Source organism: Aeromicrobium sp. HA, from assembly GCF_027171405.1.
Classification (GTDB): Bacteria; Actinomycetota; Actinomycetes; order Propionibacteriales; family Nocardioidaceae; genus Aeromicrobium; species Aeromicrobium tamlense.
This window is the reverse complement of the sequence record NZ_CP114372.1, coordinates 55864-72708: the sequence shown is the minus strand read 5'-3', so window position 1 is coordinate 72708 and position 16845 is coordinate 55864. Positions and strand designations below refer to the sequence as shown.

General features: G+C 72.9%; 15 protein-coding genes. 7 read left to right on the top strand and 8 right to left on the bottom strand.

Going from position 1 to position 16845, the window contains the following annotated elements; translation table 11 throughout:
• Positions 1–30: 30 nt before the first annotated feature.
• The gene (locus O3S82_RS00295) at positions 31–555 is read left to right on the top strand and encodes an arsenate reductase/protein-tyrosine-phosphatase family protein (protein WP_269304620.1); all 525 of its coding nucleotides are present in this window, start codon (positions 31–33) and stop codon (positions 553–555) included.
• On the opposite strand, the gene O3S82_RS00290 is transcribed toward O3S82_RS00295, so the two are convergent.
• Positions 552–2339, bottom strand: coding sequence for a DUF4012 domain-containing protein (locus tag O3S82_RS00290; protein WP_269304618.1), 1788 nt, complete (start codon positions 2337–2339; stop codon positions 552–554). The genes O3S82_RS00295 and O3S82_RS00290 overlap by 4 nt on opposite strands.
• A gap of 58 nt (positions 2340–2397) precedes the next feature.
• The gene (locus O3S82_RS00285; RefSeq protein ID WP_269304616.1) at positions 2398–2988 is read right to left on the bottom strand and encodes an LPXTG cell wall anchor domain-containing protein; all 591 of its coding nucleotides are present in this window, start codon (positions 2986–2988) and stop codon (positions 2398–2400) included.
• Positions 2989–3193: 205 nt separating this feature from the next.
• On the opposite strand from O3S82_RS00285, the gene O3S82_RS00280 reads away from it, so the two are divergent.
• Positions 3194–4666: a sugar transferase gene (locus O3S82_RS00280; protein ID WP_269304614.1), complete on the top strand. Its 1473-nt coding sequence runs from the start codon at positions 3194–3196 to the stop codon at positions 4664–4666.
• A 60-nt stretch (positions 4667–4726) separates the two neighbouring features.
• On the opposite strand, the gene O3S82_RS00275 is transcribed toward O3S82_RS00280, so the two are convergent.
• From O3S82_RS00275 to O3S82_RS00265, 3 genes are all read right to left on the bottom strand, one after another.
• On the bottom strand, positions 4727–6919 hold the full coding sequence (locus O3S82_RS00275) for a 3-hydroxyacyl-CoA dehydrogenase NAD-binding domain-containing protein (RefSeq protein ID WP_269304613.1): 2193 nt from the start codon (positions 6917–6919) through the stop codon (positions 4727–4729).
• A gap of 32 nt (positions 6920–6951) precedes the next feature.
• Positions 6952–8166 (bottom strand): acetyl-CoA C-acetyltransferase, encoded by a 1215-nt coding sequence (locus tag O3S82_RS00270; protein WP_179427161.1) that lies wholly within the window; start codon positions 8164–8166, stop codon positions 6952–6954.
• A 118-nt stretch (positions 8167–8284) separates the two neighbouring features.
• Positions 8285–8797, bottom strand: coding sequence for a VanZ family protein (locus tag O3S82_RS00265; protein ID WP_269304610.1), 513 nt, complete (start codon positions 8795–8797; stop codon positions 8285–8287).
• Between the two features lie 50 nt (positions 8798–8847).
• Here O3S82_RS00265 and O3S82_RS00260 point away from each other — a divergent pair, with 50 nt between their 5' ends.
• From O3S82_RS00260 to O3S82_RS00240, 5 genes are all read left to right on the top strand, one after another.
• Positions 8848–9561, top strand: coding sequence for a MerR family transcriptional regulator (locus tag O3S82_RS00260; protein WP_269304608.1), 714 nt, complete (start codon positions 8848–8850; stop codon positions 9559–9561).
• An 84-nt stretch (positions 9562–9645) separates the two neighbouring features.
• A complete protein-coding gene (locus tag O3S82_RS00255; RefSeq protein WP_269304606.1) occupies positions 9646–10653 on the top strand; it encodes a polysaccharide pyruvyl transferase family protein in 1008 nt (335 codons plus the stop codon).
• A complete protein-coding gene (locus tag O3S82_RS00250; protein WP_269304604.1) occupies positions 10650–11477 on the top strand; it encodes a LicD family protein in 828 nt (275 codons plus the stop codon). The genes O3S82_RS00255 and O3S82_RS00250 overlap by 4 nt, the downstream gene beginning before the upstream one ends.
• Positions 11478–11479: 2 nt before the next feature.
• A complete protein-coding gene (locus O3S82_RS00245) occupies positions 11480–12853 on the top strand; it encodes an O-antigen ligase family protein (protein ID WP_269304602.1) in 1374 nt (457 codons plus the stop codon).
• Positions 12850–13923, top strand: a complete 1074-nt coding sequence (locus tag O3S82_RS00240) for a glycosyltransferase (RefSeq protein WP_269304599.1) — start codon at positions 12850–12852, stop codon at positions 13921–13923. The genes O3S82_RS00245 and O3S82_RS00240 overlap by 4 nt, the downstream gene beginning before the upstream one ends.
• 1 nt (position 13924) lies before the next feature.
• Here O3S82_RS00240 and O3S82_RS00235 read toward each other — a convergent pair whose 3' ends face one another.
• From O3S82_RS00235 to O3S82_RS00225, 3 genes are all read right to left on the bottom strand, one after another.
• Positions 13925–15112: a lipopolysaccharide biosynthesis protein gene (locus tag O3S82_RS00235; RefSeq protein ID WP_269304597.1), complete on the bottom strand. Its 1188-nt coding sequence runs from the start codon at positions 15110–15112 to the stop codon at positions 13925–13927.
• A 50-nt stretch (positions 15113–15162) separates the two neighbouring features.
• Positions 15163–15726 carry a hypothetical protein gene (locus O3S82_RS00230; protein WP_179427176.1) on the bottom strand — a complete coding sequence of 188 codons (564 nt, stop codon included), beginning with the start codon at positions 15724–15726 and terminating at the stop codon, positions 15163–15165.
• An 88-nt stretch (positions 15727–15814) separates the two neighbouring features.
• Positions 15815–16804, bottom strand: coding sequence for an alpha/beta hydrolase (locus tag O3S82_RS00225; protein WP_269304595.1), 990 nt, complete (start codon positions 16802–16804; stop codon positions 15815–15817).
• Between the last annotated feature and the right edge of the window lie 41 nt (positions 16805–16845).

The window sequence follows — 16845 nt, the reverse complement described above, 5'->3', positions numbered from 1 at the left end:
GGGAAGACGATCGGCAGTAGGCTCCTGCGCGTGAGCCCCCGGATCCTGGTCGTGTGCACGGCGAACGTGTGCCGCTCGCCGGTGATCGAGGCGATGCTGGGCCAGCGGCTCGGGCCCGGCTTCGAGGTGACGAGCGCCGGGGTGCGCGCGCCCGTGGGCCGTCCGATCGACCCCGACTCGGCCGAACAGCTGCGCCGCCGCGGCCTCGACGTGCCGCAGCACGCCGCGCGGCAGCTCACGCGTGAGCTCGTCGCGGAGTCCGACCTCGTGCTCACCGCCACGCGGGCGCACCGCGCCGAGGTGCTCGACCTCGACCCGCGGGCGCTGCGCCGCACCTTCACGGCGCTCGAGCTGGCGGGACTGGTCGAGGACGCGGAGGCCGACAGCGTCGCCGAGCTCGTGGCGGACGCCGCCGCACGCCGGTCGCAGGGCCCCGTCGACGTGGACCTCGTCGACCCGATCGGCCGCTCCGAGCAGGTGCACGCCGAGGTCGCCACGCGGATCGAGGCCGCGGTGGCGTCGATCGCGTCCGCGCTCCAGCGCGTCCGTTCCTAGGACCGGCGACATGCGCTCGGCACCCTGACGTCGTTGCTCGAGGTGTCGATCCCCGGCGTCTCGAAGTAGCGGGCGTCGCCGTCGGCGCCCGCTGCGGTCTGCACGCGCCAGGTCACCGAGATCTCGTCGCCCGGCGGGATCGTGAGGGTGCCGTACTGGACCGCGCGACCCTCGTACGTGACGTCGCTCGAGGCCAGCGGACGCTCCTGCCCGTCGATCGTGAAGCCCACGACCCGGCCGCCACGCGGCGCGAGGAGCCGGTAGGTCAGCAGCTGGTTGCCCTTGGCGGTGCGGGTGCCGCGCCCGGTGACGTACCAGGGCGACTCCTCGGGATCGCCGCTGAACTGGTTGCGGAACGACGTGGTGACCAGCACGACCTGGCTGCGGTCGGCGCGGCACGTGGTGGCCTTCGCGCGGGTGTCGTAGCGCAGGAACCACTGCATCTTCGACTGCGCCGCGTCGGTGACGTAGAGGCCGATGTGCGGCGTGTCGTCGTCCTGCGCGACCCGGCCGGCCACGGCGGTGTCGGCGATGACCTGCTGGCTGTCGTCCTCGCGGAACCACACCTGCAGGCGACGCTCGGAGGCGGCCTCGGACAGGGCCGAGACGATGCGCGTCCAGTCGCCGCGCCCGTTCATGACGGCCTCGAAGGTGCGTCCGGTGGCGGACTCGAAGTAGGCGTCCTGCGCGGACGGGTCCTCGAAGTCGACGTAGACACCGTGCAGCAGGCGCTGGACGGCGTTGTCGGCCGTGAGGGAGGGTCCACCCTCGACCTTGACCGTGCCGACGCCCCGCAGGACGTAGGACATCGCCACGGCGTCGAGGCTGACGACACCGTCGACGTCCTCGCCGAAGGCCCGCTCGGCGCGGTCGGCCCAGATCCGGGCCACGCGCGGGAAGTCGGGCGAGATGTTCGTCGAGCGCACGTCGTGCCCCATGATCGTGCCGAACGCCGCGCGCTCCTCGCGGGTCAGCCGCGCGTCGGCCTGCCGGGTGCCGTCGGCCGCGAGGTTGAGCTCGCCCGAGGCCGCCTGCGCCGACAGGGTGATCCTGCCGTCCTTCGTGGTGAGCAGGACGAAGACGCCCGCGAGGCCACCGGTCGAGCGGATCTCGGCGTTGGTCTGGAACACCAGCAGCAGGTGCTGCTCCCCGGTCGCGCCCAGCGCGGCGGGCGCCAGGCGCATGACGCGGCCGGCCGCGTCGGCGGCACGGTCGGCGTCGTCGACCTGGCGCTGGAGGTCGAGCACCGGCCGGACGAGCGGGCCCAGCAGGCCCTCGGCGTCGATCGCGCGGATGTCGTCGGCGTTCTCGGCCAGCACCCGGCTCGCCTCGGTGACGGCAGGAGCGAGGGTGGCCAGCGCCTCCACGTCGACCTGCCCGTCGCGCGGCTTGAAGCTCTGCACGGACAGCGTCGAGCCGGCCTCCACGAGCGGGGGCAGCCCGCGCGTGGCGATGTCGTCGATCGAGGCGGACGTGACCTGCACCGCCTCGACGTTGCGGCCCAGCCACGGCACCTTCGCCGCCGCGTCCCACCGGCCGCCGCTGCTCGTACGGTGCGCGTGCGACGCGCTGGCCTGCAGCCGCTCGAGGGTCGCTGCGGCCGCCTCGGCCTCGCCGGAGGCCATCTGGTCCTTGAGGGCGACCGCCTGGTCCTGGGCGCGCAGCAGGCTCGACGCCACGTCCTTGGCCTCCAGGGCCAGCGGCACCACCGCGAGTCCGGCGACCGCCAGGCCGAAGCCGACGGACAGCCAGACGACGGCCGACCTCCGCGAGGTGCGCCTCATGGCCGCACCGCGAGGTCGGCGCGCCGTCGCGTCCGGCCCGCCGTCCCTCTCACCGCGGTCAGGCGGACGTGCGGCGTCGGGCCGCGACGACGGCGACGCCGCCGCCGATCACGACCAGGGCGCCACCGAGCGCGAGCAGCTGCCAGTTCGAGCCGCCCGTGTCGGCCAGGGCGCCGTTGTCGGCGCTGGCCGGGGTCTCGTCGGCGGCGTCGTCGCCCGCGTCACCGGCGTCGCCCGCCACGACGACCGTGAAGGTCTGCGTCGTGGTCTGGTCGCGCGTGGCGGCCCACGTGGCGTCCTCGCTGAAGGAGACTGGCCGGAACGGGCCCTCCGTCGAGTAGCGGCACACGACGCGGCCGGTGTACGTGCCGGGCTCGGTGGGCGCCGAGAAGGTGGCGGAGTAGTCGAAGTCGACCGAGCCGGGCGCCGTCGTGCCGTTGAAGCGGGCCGACCAGGCGCACTCGACGTTGGAGGAGAACGACACGGTGAAGTCCTCGCCGGGGACGACCTCGACCGTGGAGTCACCTCCGTCGGGCACGATCACGGGATCGCCGTAGCCCTCCGAGGAGGCGGGGCCGGCGAGGGCCAGCAGGGCGAGCGCCCCGAGGCCGAGCAGGTACGAGAGTGGGCGAATCAGTCGGGCAGCCATGTCGTGTTTCCCCTCGAAGCGGCCAGCGGAATGGTGACGCACACCAAATGTAAGTGTTTACTTACAGGTCTGTCGAATGGTTTTCTTGGCAGGTGTACCCGGGGAGTCGTCCTCGGATCGGGACGAGGGGGTGCTTCGCGGCGTGACGACTGATGGTTCTGGTGTGACAGGAGTGACTTTCCGGCGACGTTCCGGACTCGCTCCCGTGGCCCGTGCGGAGGACGCGATCCAGCGCCTCCTGCGACCCGAGGGACTCAGTGCGACGCGCCGCCAGTACGTCCGTCGCGTGGCCGCCACCGACCTGCTCGTCCTGCTCGTGGTGATCTTCTCCTCCGAGTACGCCTGGCTCGGTCGCCAGGCCGACCAGATCGACGCGCAGTTCGGTCTGGGCTACACGAAGTTCGGCATCCTCCTCGCGCTCGGCTGGTGGCTCGCGCTGCGGCTCGCCGGCACCCGGGAGCGGAACGTCATGGGCTCCGCCGCGGAGTACCAGCGCATCGTGCACGCCACCGTCACCGTCTTCGGCGTCATCGCGATCGTCGCCGTGCTGCTCGAGTTCAACCTCTCGCGCGGCTACCTCGCGCTCGCGTTCCCCTGCGGCCTGCTGGGACTGCTGCTCACGCGGCGGGCGTGGCGGCGCTGGCGCCGCCGCCAGGTGCTGCGCGGCCGCTTCGTCGAGAACGTCCTCGTGGTCGGACTGCCCGACAACGCCCGCGAGATCGCCGGCTGGTTCTCGCAGCACCCCGCCGAGGGCCTGCGGGTGACCGGCGTGTGGCGACCCGCCGACGCCACCGAGAGCCAGTGGCTGCGCGTGGGCCAACAGTTCATCCCGGTCATGGGACGGGCGCGCTCACTGCAGTCGGCCGTCCACCTGTCCGGCGCCGACGCGGTGATCGTGTCGGCCACCGACGAGCTCGGGCACCACGGCCTCCGCGACCTCACGTGGGACCTCGAGGCCGCAGGCATCGAGATGCTGCTGTCCCCCAACCTGCTGGCCGTGGCCGGCTCGCGCATCAGCATGCGCGAGGTGGCGGGGATGCCACTCGTCGCCGTGAAGGAGCCGCAGTACGCCGAGGCCGGCAACTGGCCCAAGCTCGTCTTCGACTGGTGCGGCGCGGCGGCACTGCTGATCGCGACCTCACCGCTCTTCGTGGTGACCGCGCTGGCGATCAGGCTGTCGAGCCCCGGACCCGTCTTCTACCGCCAGGAGCGCGTGGGCCGCGACGGCGCGCCCTTCCAGATGATCAAGTTCCGCTCGATGCGGGTGGGCGCCGACGCCGAGCTGGCCCGGCTGCTCGAGGAGCAGGGCACCGCCGACCGGCCGCTGTTCAAGGTCGAGGACGATCCCCGGACCACCCGGGTCGGGCGCTTCATCCGTCGCTACTCCATCGACGAGCTGCCCCAGCTGCTCAACGTGATCCGCGGCGACATGAGCCTCGTGGGCCCGCGGCCCCAGCGCGAGGGCGAGGTGGCCCTCTACGACCGTGCCGCCCTGCGCCGCCTGCGCGTGCGCCCCGGCATGACCGGACTGTGGCAGGTCTCGGGCCGCTCGAACCTCTCGTGGGACGAGGCCATCGCGCTGGACATGCACTACGTCGAGAACTGGACCCTCATGGGCGACCTGCAGATCCTCACCCGCACCGTCCGCGCGGTGCTGGCCAAGGACGGCGCGGTCTGACCCCTCCGCGACGACGCCCCGGTCCGAGCGGACCGGGGCGTCGTGCGGCAGAAGCGTCGATCAGGCGAACTTCTCGCCCTTCTCGGCCTTCTCCAGCAGCAGGGCCGGCGGGCTGAAGCGCTCGCCGTACTTCTCGGCCAGCTCCTGCGCGCGCTCGGTGAAGGCCTTGATGCCGATCTCACCGTTCGCGGCCACGTAGCCGTTGACGTACTGCAGCGCGCCACCGTGGACCGGCGGGAAGCCGATCCCGAAGATGGAGCCGATGTTGGCGTCGGCCACCTGGCGGATGACGCCCTCCTCGAAGCAGCGGACCGTCTCGATCGCCATGATGAACGTCAGGCGCTCCTCGATGTCCTCGAGCGGCACGTCGACGTCGTCCTTGACGAACAGGTTCCACAGCTCGGGCCACAGGTACTTCTTGCCGCCCTCCGGGTACTCGTAGAAGCCGGCACCGCCGGCCTTGCCCGGGCGACCGAGCTCGACGAGCTGGTTGACGACCTCGGACGCGGGCGTGACGGGCAGCTCCTTGCCCTCGGCCGCGGCGGCCTTGCGGGCCTCGCCCTCGATCTTCTGCTGCAGCGTGAGCGAGACCTCGTCGGACATCGCGAGCGGCTGGCCCGGGAAGCCCGCGAGCTGCGCGGCACGCTCGATGACGACCGGGTCGACGCCCTCGGCCAGCATCTCGACGCCCTCCATCACGAGCGTGCCGAACACGCGCGAGGTGAAGAAGCCGCGACTGTCGTTGACGACGATCGGGATCTTGCGGATCTGCTTCGTGAAGTCGATCGCGCGTGCGAGGGCCTCGTCGGAGGTCTTCTCGCCCACGATGATCTCGACGAGCTGCATCTTGTCCACGGGGCTGAAGAAGTGGATGCCGATGAAGTCCTCCGGCCGCTGCACGCCCTCGGCGAGGGTCGTGATGGGCAGCGTGGAGGTGTTCGAGCCCAGGAGCGCGTCGCCGTTGACGATCGGCTCGAGCTCGCCGAACACGCTGTGCTTGAGCTCGACCGACTCGAAGACGGCCTCGACGACGAAGTCGCAGCCGGCGAGATCGGCGTAGTCGGCGGTCGGGTGGATCCGGCCGAGGATCTCGGCCTTCTTCTCCTCGGTGAGGCGACCGCGCTGGACCTGCTTGGCCAGCAGGCCCTCGGAGTAGCCCTTGCCCTTCTCGGCGGCCTCGACGCTGACGTCCTTCAGGACGACCTCGATGCCCGCGCGCGCCGCCTCGTAGGCGATGCCCGCGCCCATCATGCCGGCGCCCAGGATGGCCAGCTTCTCGGCCTTGCGCTCGGCGATGCCGTCGGGGCGCGAGCCACCGGCGTTGATGGCGCCGAGGTCGAAGAAGAATGCCTGCGTCATGTTCTTGAACTGCTGGCCGATGAGCAGGTTGACCAGGTAACGCGACTCGATCCGGCTGGCCGTGTCGAAGTCGACCTGGGCGCCCTCGACGACGGCGCTCATGATGTGGCGCGGCGCGATGTACGGCGCACCCTTGAGCTGCTTCTTCAGGTTCGCCGGGAAGCTGGGCAGGAAGGCCGCCAGCTTCGGGTTGCTGGGCGTGCCGCCGGGGATCTTGTGACCGGGGCGGTCCCACGGCTGCTTGGCCGCGTCCTCGTCGCCGGCGTTCGCCTCGACCCAGGCGCGGGCCTTCGAGATCAGCTCGTCGGCCGGCACGATCTCGTCGATCAGGCCGATCTTGAGCGCCTTCTCGGGCTTGTTGCGCTGGCCCTGCAGCAGGACGTTCATGAGCGCGTCCTGGATGCCGAACATCCGGGTGGTGCGGGTGACGCCGCCACCGCCGGGCAGCAGGCCGAGGGTGACCTCGGGCAGGCCGATCTCGTAGCGGCCCTCGGCCGCGATGCGGTGGTGGCAGGCCAGGGCGATCTCCAGGCCGCCGCCGAGGGCAGCGCCGTTGATCGCCGCGACGACCGGCTTGCCCAGCGTCTCGAGCTTGCGCAGCGTGGCCTTGATCGACTCGACGTTGTCGAACAGCGCCTGCGCGTCGGCCGGGGTGGCCTGGGTCATCAGCTTGAGGTCGCCGCCGGCGAAGAAGGTCTTCTTCGCGCTGGTGACGACGACGCCCTTGATGGCGTCGGCGTCCTGGGCGATCTCGTCGGCGAGACGGTTCACCGCGGCCTCCATGGAAGCGCGGTAGGTCTCGTTCATCGTGTTGGCGCTCTGGCTCGGGTCGTCGATCGTCAGGGTGACGATGCCGTTCTCGACCTCGTAGCGCACCGCGTCGGTTGCAGTCATACGTATTCCTTCTCGGGTCTCGGGTCGGGAGGTCAGATGCGCTCGACGATGGTCGCGATGCCCATGCCGCCGCCGATGCACAGCGTGGCCAGGCCGTAGCGCTTCTCGCGACGCTCGAGCTCGTCGACGAGGGTGCCCAGGATCATCGCGCCGGTGGCACCCAGCGGGTGGCCCATCGCGATCGAGCCGCCGTTGACGTTGGTGCGGTCGTGCGGGAAGTCGTCGAGGTCGCGCATGAGCTTGAGCGCGACGGCGGCGAACGCCTCGTTGATCTCGAGCAGGTCGATGTCCTCGATCGACAGGCCGGCCTTGTCCAGCGCCTTGCGGCAGGCGGGGCCGGGGCCCGTCAGCATGATCGTGGGCTCGGAGCCGATGACGGCGGTCGAGACGATGCGGGCGCGCGGCGTGAGGCCGTGGCGGGCGCCGGCGTTCTCGTTGCCGATCAGGACCAGCGAGGCGCCGTCGACGATGCCCGAGCTGTTGCCGGCGTGGTGGACGTGGTTGATCTGGTCGACGTCGACGTAGCGCTGAAGCGCGACGGCGTCGAAGCCGCCCAGGTCGCCGATGTCGGCGAACGAGGGCTTGAGGCCCGAGAGCGACTCGACGGTGGTGCCCTCGCGGACGAACTCGTCGTGGTCGAGGACGGTCAGGCCGTTGAGGTCGCGGACCGGCACGATCGACTTGTCGAAGTACCCGTTGGCGATCGCCTTCGCGGCACGCGCCTGCGACTCGGCGGCGAACGTGTCGACGTCCTCGCGGCTGTAGCCCTCGATGGTGGCGATCAGGTCGGCGCCGATGCCCTGGGGCGCGAAGCCGGTGTCGAGCGAGGTCTTGGGGTCCATCGCCCAGGCGCCGCCGTCGGAGCCCATGGGCACGCGGCTCATCGACTCGACGCCGCCGGCGATGATGAGGTCCTCCCAGCCGGACTTGACGCGCGAGGCGGCCTGGTTGACCGACTCCAGGCCCGAGGCGCAGAAGCGGTTGAGCTGCACGCCGGCGACCTGCTGGCCGAAGCCGGCGGCCAGCACGGCGGTGCGGGCGATGTCGGCACCCTGGTCGCCGACGGGCGACACGACGCCGAGGACGACGTCGTCGACCTGGTTCGGGTCGAGGTCGGGGTTGCGCACCTTGATCTCGTCGAGCAGGCCGGTGACCAGCGAGATCGGCTTGACCTCGTGGAGCGACCCGTTCTTCTTGCCGCGCCCGCGCGGGGTACGGATGGCGTCGTAGATGAATGCCTCGGTCATGGATGTCCTCACAGCCGGTGGAAGCGTTGGCGATGATTCTGACACCATTACTGTCAGAGTCGCCACATACCCCCAGTATTCCACCCGGGCGAAGATCGATCCATGCCTGACTTGCCGGTCAGGATCCGGACACGACGAGCCCGGTCAGGAGCACCGCGAGGACCCCCACGGTGACCACCGCGAGCGCCCAGGAGCCCGTCCGGGCCAGTCGCGAGCCGCCCGCGGCCGCGCGCATCGCGGCGAAGCCGAGCACCGCGCCCACCACGTCGGCGGCCACGTCGAGCACCGAGGCGGTGCGGTCGATCGGTCCCTGCCATTGCGCGATCTCGATGACGAGGGCGACCGCGCCACCGAGCAGGGCGGCCACCAGGATCGAGGCGCGCGGGAGCGCCCACGCGACCAGGACGCCCACCGGAACGAAGAACACGACGTTGGCCAGCACCTCGGCCGCGTCGACGACCCGGTCGGTCGAGATCGAGAGGGCGTCGGCGATCGCGGAGGTCACTCGCCAGTCCTGGACGGCGAGCCCGGAGTCGACGTGGCGCGGCCACAGCCCGATGGCCGCCAGCAGCAGGACGTAGAGCGCCGCGAGCACGATCACGGCGCGCGTCGGCCTGCGGCGCTGCTGCACCTGCCCGAGCGTAGGGCAGCGCGAGGGCGAGCGGGACTACTCTCGACCACGTGAACGACGCCCCCGAGTCGATCGGCATCGAGCAGCTGGCCGAGCGCGTCGGCATGTCCGTGCGCACCGTGCGCTTCTACGCCGGCCGCGGCCTGATCCCGCCGCCGCGCCGCGAGGGCCGCAACGGCTACTACGGCGCCGACCACATCGTCCGCCTCGAGCTCGTCCGCGAGCTGCAGGCCCACGGCTTCACCCTGCAGGCCATCGAGGGCTACCTCGACAAGATCCCGGGCGACGCGACGCCCGGCCAGGTGGCGCTGCACCGCACGCTGCTCGCGCCGTGGATGCCCGAGCTGCCCGAGACCCTCCAGCGGGCCGAGCTGGAGCGCCGGGCCGGTCGCGAGCTGACCGACGACGCGCTCGAGCTGCTCATCGCCCTCGGCGTCATCGAGCCCACCCCCGACGAGGACGTCTTCAAGCTGGCGCCCGCGCACCTGGCCGTCGGCATCGGGTTCCTCGAGGCCCAGCTGCCGATCGAGGCGGCGCACGCGGCGCGCAAGCTGATCCTCGCCCACGGCACCGCCCTGGCCGACGAGCTGACCGCCCTGTTCCGCACGCAGGTGTGGCCGCACCTCACCTCGTCGGGCCAGCCGCCCGAGATCATCACCTCGATGATCGAGCGCTTCAAGCCGCTCACGATCCAGGCGCTGGTCACGGCGTACGAGCAGGCCGTGGACGAGCAGAAGCGCGAGACGGTGCGTCGCCGGAGCTGATCCACGCGTGGCGGGCGGGGCTTATGGGGCGGGAGTGACTCGCACTATGCTGGCCGCCAGCCCACAGCTCAGGTCGGGGGGACCGTGTCAGCGTCGTTCACCAAGGGACAGGCCGTCCGCCGGGCCGTCCGCCGGCGCTGGGACCTCTACACCGATCCCGCTCGCCGCGAGCGCGTCGCCGCGGTCCGCGCGCTGGGCACCTCCCTCAGCACCGACCCCCGGGCGCGCGTGCCCCACGCCGGTCCGGCCGAGCTGCGCGAGCTGGCGCAGCGGTACCGGCTCGCCGCGGAGGCTCCCCTCGTCGACGGCCACGTGCCGCTCGTGTGGTGGAGCCACACCCCCAACTTCGGCGACCTGCTCTCGCCCTGGCTCGCGGGGCTGCTGACCTCGCACCCCGTGACGTACGCCCCGGCGGACGGGCCCTCGTACCTCGCGGTCGGCTCGATCGTCGGCGAGGCCCGCAAGGACTCGGTCGTGTGGGGCTCGGGCGCGTTCGGCTCCGAGGGCAAGTGGGGCATCACGCCCGCCGCGGAGTACCGCGCCGTGCGCGGTCCGCTCACCCGCAGCCGGCTGCGCAACATCGGCCTGCCCGTGCCGCGTGTCTACGGCGACCCGGCGCTGCTCAGCCCTCTCGTCCACTGGCCCGACGTCGAGCCGGACACCGAGGTCGGCATCGTCGTGCGCTGGTCCGAGAGCCAGTGGGCGCGGGCGCGGGCCGGCGAGGGCGTGCGGATCATCGACCTCGGCAGCAGCGACGTGACCGGCACCCTGCGGGACCTCGTCTCGTGCCGGCGCATCGTGTCGTCCTCGCTGCACGGCCTGATCCTGGCCGACGCGTACGGCATCCCGAACGCGTGGCTGGACTCCGACGACGGTGCCGGCGGCAGCCGCCCGGCCGGCGGGGAGTTCAAGTTCTACGACTACATGGCGTCGGTGGACAAGCTGCGCCACGCGCAGTCGCTCACGCTGGGCGACGAGCCGATCGAGGCCGGGTGGCTGCTCGACCGGCTGGCCTTCGCGGACGAGCCGATCGCCTTCGACCACGCCGCCCTGCTGGACGCCTGCCCCTTCCTGGAGCGCATCCCCGCATGACCGTCTCCGATCCGGGCATCGCGCAGATCCAGGTGCTGCTGCGACGGGCGCTGGCCGAGGTCGACCGCGTGCTGGCGCCGTCGGGCTGCCGGTACTTCCTCGCCTACGGCACGGCCCTCGGCGCCCGGCGGCACGGCGACCTCGTCCCGTGGGACGTCGACGCCGACCTCTACGTCCCGTCAGCGGACCAGCCACGCGCGGTCGAGGCGCTGCGGTCGGGCCTGGCCGGCACGGACTTCGCGGTGGAGGCGCCCGGCGACCCGGGCTACGAGTACCTCTTCCCCCGCGTCGTGCTGCGCGGGGTGCACCACACGCTGATCCGGGTCGACCTGTTCCCGCTCGACGTCGCGCCCGACTCCTCGGGCGCGCGCCGGGTGCTGACACCGCTGCTCAAGCTCACGGCGCAGCTGCACATGCTCCGGGTCATGGACCTGGCCGAGCGGCGGCACTACGACCGGCGCAAGGCGACGGTCGCGCGGCTGGCGCGCGCGGTGCTCTCGCTCGTGCCGGCCCGTGCGATCGCCGGCGCCCATCGCGGTCTCGTCGCGAGGGCAGGCCGGCTCGGCAGCGGCGCGCTGTGGGTGAACTCCTGCGGTTCGTACGGCGCGCGGGAGTACGTGCCGGCCCGCTGGTTCGTGGGCGGGACCGCGCTCGACCTCGGCGGCCTCGCCCTGCCGGCGCCCAGTCCGGTCGACGAGTACCTGCGGCACGTCTACGGCGACTTCCTCACCCCGCCGCCCGACGACCGGATCGCGCACGAGGTCGCGTTCGCCCGCGAGCACTACGTAAAGCCGCTGCGCACCGCCGGGGTCCTGGACCGGTAGCCGTGCCCACCCTCACCCAGCTCCGACCGCCGCGCTCCGGCCCGCCGCCCGGCCTCGTCGCCACCGCCGTGGCCGGCGCGATCGGCTGCGGGGTGCTGGCGGCGGCGCTCCCCCGGCTCGGCCTCGCGCTCGCCCTCGCGCTGGCGGCGCTCCTCGCGGTGCGGCTGCTGCGGCTCAGCACCGTCGAGCTCGTCGTCGTCACGATGCCGTTCATGTTCTTCCCGCCGATCGGCTTCCTGCTGAACGTGTCGGTGGCGGACTTCCTGATGCCGGTGCTCGTGGTCGTCACGTGGCCCCGCGTGCGCGACGCGCTCGACCCGTTCCGTCACGGCGTCCTGCGCCGGTTCACCGGGCTCTCCGCCGTCCTGCTGTTCGTCATGGTCCTCTCGGGCCTGGTGGCCGCGCTGACGCTGCCGGTCTTCGACGCGCGCGACGCCGTGCTCGACACGATGAAGCTCGTCGTCGTCCTCGTGTACTTCCTGACGCTTCTCGCGGCGTTCCTGATGCTGTCCGAGCGACGGCTGCTGCGGGTCGCGCGGCTGTGGGTCTGGTGCGCCGTGGCCCAGGCGGCGGCCTCGCTCGCGGGACTCGCGCCGTCCGACGGCACCCGCGCGCTCGGCTGGTTCCAGGACCCGAACCTCTACGCCGGGTACCTGCTGACCTCGGTCGCGGTGGCGTTCTACCTCGTGGCCCGCGACCGGCTCGCGGCCTGGCCGGTGCTCCTGCTGATCCTGCTGGCCGGCGTGCTGGCGACGGGCTCGCGCGGAGGACTGGTCGCGATGGCCGCGCTGCTCGGGCTCGCGGTCGTCGCGCTGCTGTCCAGCCGGATCGGCACCCTGCTCATGGCCGGCGGCGTGGCGGGCCTCGCCGTGCTGCTGTTCGTGCCCGACATCCTGTCGCGCTCGCTGCTGCCCGGCGTCGAGCGGCTGCTGACGTCGTCGGAGGCCGCCGACACCGACCCTCGCTGGCGGCTGTGGAACCGGGCGTGGGAGCTGTGGACCGACCACCCGCTGCTCGGAGTCGGCATCGGCCAGTACCCCGAGTACTCCGCCGGCCTGACGCCGTTCCGGAACTGGACCGAGGGCCAGGTCGCCCACAACACCTTCCTCAGCTTCGCGGCCGAGGGCGGGGTCCTTGGCCTGCTCACCCTGTGCGCGGTGATCGGCGCGACCGCGCTGCAGGTGCGCCGGGCGGCCCCTCTCACCCGGATGCAGCGGGCCGCGCTGCTGCTCGGCGTCGTCGTGATCGTGGTGATGATGCTGACCCTGAACCTGCAGAACCTGCGCTACGTCTGGGCGTTCCTCGCCTTCGCCGTGGCCGCCGCGGTGACGCGCGATACCGTGCCCGACGACGCTCGCGCCGAGGCCGGGCGATGACGGTCGAGCGCCCCATCGTGCATCTCGCCCAGCCCACCACGGGTGGGGTCGCCGAGGTCGTCCTGCAGCTGGTCGAGATCGGCGTGGCCGACGGCCGCCGCGTCGTGGTCGGCTGTCCGGCCGACGGCTACCTCGCCGAGCGGGCCAGGGCCCTCGGCGCCGAATGGCTCCCGATCGAGCTCCGGCGCGCGCCCGGGCCGTCCGACGTGGCCGCCCTGCGCCGCACCCGCGCGGCGATGCGCCACGCCGACGCGGTGTTCGCGCACTCCAGCAAGACCGGGGCCCTGGCCCGGCTGGTGCGGCCGCGCGGGACCCGCCTCGTGTTCGTGCCGCACGGCTGGTCGTGGCTCGTCGGCGGCCGGCTCGCCGGGGCCTACCGCACGGTCGAGCGGCTGCTGGCCCGGCGTGCCCACGTCACCGTGGTGGTGGGCCGCGACGAGCTCGCGGAGGGACGCCAGGTCCTCGGCCGACGTCCCGCCCTGGAGGTGATCGAGAACTCCGTCGACCTCGAGCGCTTCCGCCCGCCGGAGGTCCCGCGGCCCACCGACGGGCGCACCGTCGTGTGCGTCGGGCGGCTCACCCGGCAGAAGGGTCAGGACCTGCTGGTCCGCGCCGTCGCGCAGGGCGGCCTCGACGTCTCGGTGCGGCTGGTCGGCCCGGGCGATCCCGCGGAGCGCGAAGGCCTCGAGACCCTCGCCCGCGAGCTCGGCATCGCCGAGCGGGTGGAGCTCGTCGGCGCGGACGACCCCGTCCGTCACCTGCAGGAGGCCGACCTCGTGGTCGTCCCGTCTCGCTGGGAGGGCCTGCCGCTCGTCCTGCTGGAGGCGATGGCGTGCGGCGCTCCGGTCGTGGCCAGCTCGGCCGCCGGGGTGGACGCGCTGGCCGACGCCGGCGTGGTCGTCCCGCTCACCGAGGAGGACGCGTTCGTCGAGACGCTCGCGAAGGCGATGCGCGACCTGCTCGCGTCGCCGGAGCGCCGGGTCGAGCTGGGGTGTCGGGCCCGCACCCGCGCCGAGGAGCGCTACGGCCGCGAGCGGATGGCCGAGCAGTACCGCGCCCTCTGGTCCTGACTCAGAGCGCGCGCCGCAGCAGGACCGCCCCGGCGACGGCCCGCGCGGCGACGCCGGCCAGCACGACGTACCCGGCCGAGAGCAGGGTCGCGTCCCCGTACGTGAGGGCGGCGAGCACGAGGGCCGCCGCGAGGCCGACGACCGCGACGCCCACGCGCGAGCGGTAGCGGTTGAGGACGAGCTGCGGCGCGGTGGTCGCGTAGTCGACGCTGAGCGCCACGACGGCCAGCGCGATCGGCAGGAACTCCCAGCGCGTGAGCGTGAACTCCTCGCCGAACACGAGCGGCAGCACTGGCGGGAACGCGAGCAGCGCCAGCAGCGCGACGCCGAGCCCCACGCCGACCTGCCGCAGGCCCACGCCCAGGGAGAGCGCCCGCAGCCGCGCGACCCCGCCGGACTCGAGGCCCGCCCGCAGCGCGCGCAGCTGCGTCTGCTGGATCGAGCTGAGGAAGAGGTTCGCGAACGTGACCACGTACTGGGTGACCGCGAAGACGCCGACGACGGCCGCGGAGGCCGACGCCGCCAGGTAGATCGTGGGCAGGTAGGTCATCGCCGAGGCGAGCCCCTGCGACACCCCGAGGCTCGTCCCGGCACCGAGGATGCGTCGCACGTCCGCGCGGTTCGCCCGCCACGGAGCCGGGTCGATCGTCCGCAGGCACCACGTGGCCACCGGCACGAGCACGACGACGGAGGCCACGAACGACCCCCAGATCGCGGCCTCGGCCGGAAGCTCGAACGCCAGCGGCACGGCCACCGCGACGACCGTGAGCAGCGTGTTCGTCCACATCCAGCGCGCGACGGCGCCGATGCGCCCGGCGGCCTGGAGGCAGCCGTGGCAGATGTCGAGCAGCGAGTCGGCGGCTCGCAGGCCGAGCAGCGGCACCAGCACGGCGGCGGGCGGGAACGAGTCGATCCACAGGGCCGCGAGGCCGATGCCCGCGACGGCCAGCGCGACCGCGGCGATCCGCAGCGCCAGGTAGGCCCGGAACGGCGGCCCGCCGCGCAGGGTCTGCAGGACGTTGCGCAGGCCCAGCTCGGCCAGGATGAAGACGGGGAAGGTGACGGCCATCGCGTAGGCGAACTCGCCCGCGCCCTCGGCGCCGCTGAGCCGCGCGAAGCCCCACAGGATCAGCAGGGTGGTGGCGGACTTGCCGGCGTAGCCCGACAGCAGCAGCAGCGAGTTCTTCAATCCACCGGTCCTTCCGGGTCCGTCCGTAGAACCCTAGAGGCCGGGACCGCTCAGGTCAGCGCGGGCACGCGCAGCCGCGCGAGCAGCAGCATGCTGACGTCCTCGGACGCGAGGTGCATCGGCGCGAGGATCGGGCCGGCGGCCGGCGGCAGGTCGCCCAGCAGGAGGGAGTCGCCGTCGGACAGGACGACGCTGCCGCGGGGATCGGCCAGCGCGCACGCCAGCCAGCGGCCGTCGGCGTCGGGGCTGCCGGTGGCGATCGAGCCGATCAGCGCCGCGGCCGCGCGGGCCGGCGGCACGAACGCGAAGCGACGCCAGCCACACTCGTCCACGGTCTCGACGAGCGTCTCGGACCCGGCCGTGGCGTACCAGTGCATCGTGCGGCCGTGCATGAGCGTGATGTCGTCGGCCGAGGTCTCGTAGAGGCTCAGCGGGGTCACGTCGGCGACGGTCGCCAGCACGTCGGCCAGGCGCGGCCACAGGGTCCGGCCCGAGGGACCGGGCTGGACGCGCTCACGGTCGACGAAGCGGGACGCGCGCACCGATCGCGGGCCGAGCTCGCCGTCGGGGGCCACGAGGATGTCGGGGTTCGCGGTGTGCCACCAGGACTGCATCCAGATCACCTCTCGTCCGGCGCGGGGTGCGCCGTCAGGGAGGAGACCGGGTTGTGAGTCGGGCGTGACGCGATTCGACTCAGGATTCTCAGGAGTCGCGTGCCGTCACGCGAGAGAGGAAGGCAACCGAGGCGCCCATGACCTTCTCGCCCTCGGGGGTCCTCAGGTCGAACTGGAACTCGTGGCCCAGCTCGGGGAAGAACAGGGGCTCGTGCTCCACGCCCAGCTCGCCGAGGCGGGTCGCGAGGGCGCGGCCCTGCTTCGTCAGCGGGTCCCCGTCGCCGCCGCTGAGCAGCGTGGGCGGGTAGCTCGCCGTGGCGTGACCGACGATCGAGGCCTCGCGCACCCGCGGGTCGTCCGCGTCCTTCGTGCCGAGGTAGGCCCACGCCACAGTGCGCACGAACCAGCCGCCGATGCCCTCGTCGTCCATCGCCATCGGCGGGTCGTAGGGGCCGCAGTGCAGCATCGCCCCGCGCAGCTGGCCGGGCCGGAGGGCGGGCTCGATGCCGATCAGGCGCGCGTACGCCGGATCGGCGACGAGAGCCGCGTACTGGGCCGCGATCTGGGCGCCCGCCGAGTCGCCGGCGAGCACGATCCGGTCGGGATCGACGCCCAGCTCGTCCGCGTGCTCACGGACGTACGTCAGCGCCTCGCCGAGCTGGCGCAGGGGCGTCGGGTAGTGGTGGTCGGGCGCGAGGGAGTAGTCGAGCGAGACGCCGACGTAGCCCTCCTGCGCCAACAGCCGCAGGTACGGCGCAGGCTGCTCCTTGTCGCCGCCGATCCACGCGCCGCCGTGCACCCACACCACGGCGGGCAGCGGCCCGCTGCGGTCCACCGGCGACCACACGTCGAGGACCTCGTCGGGGCCGTCGCCGTAGGCCACGTCGGTGCGCCCCTCGACGCCCTCGGCCTCGTCGCCGCGGAACTCGCCCGTGTCGGTCAGCGAGAACAGCCAGTTGATGACGAACACCCCCGGTCGTGGGCTGAGCTGCGCCCAGACCACGACCCCGAGGGCGGCCACCAGCACCGCGAGGAGCACCCGCAGGGCCCAGCGCCCGACCGCCCGCACGACTCGCACGCGCCCGAGCCTATGCCTCCCGCGCCGTGCCGGCGGGCGAT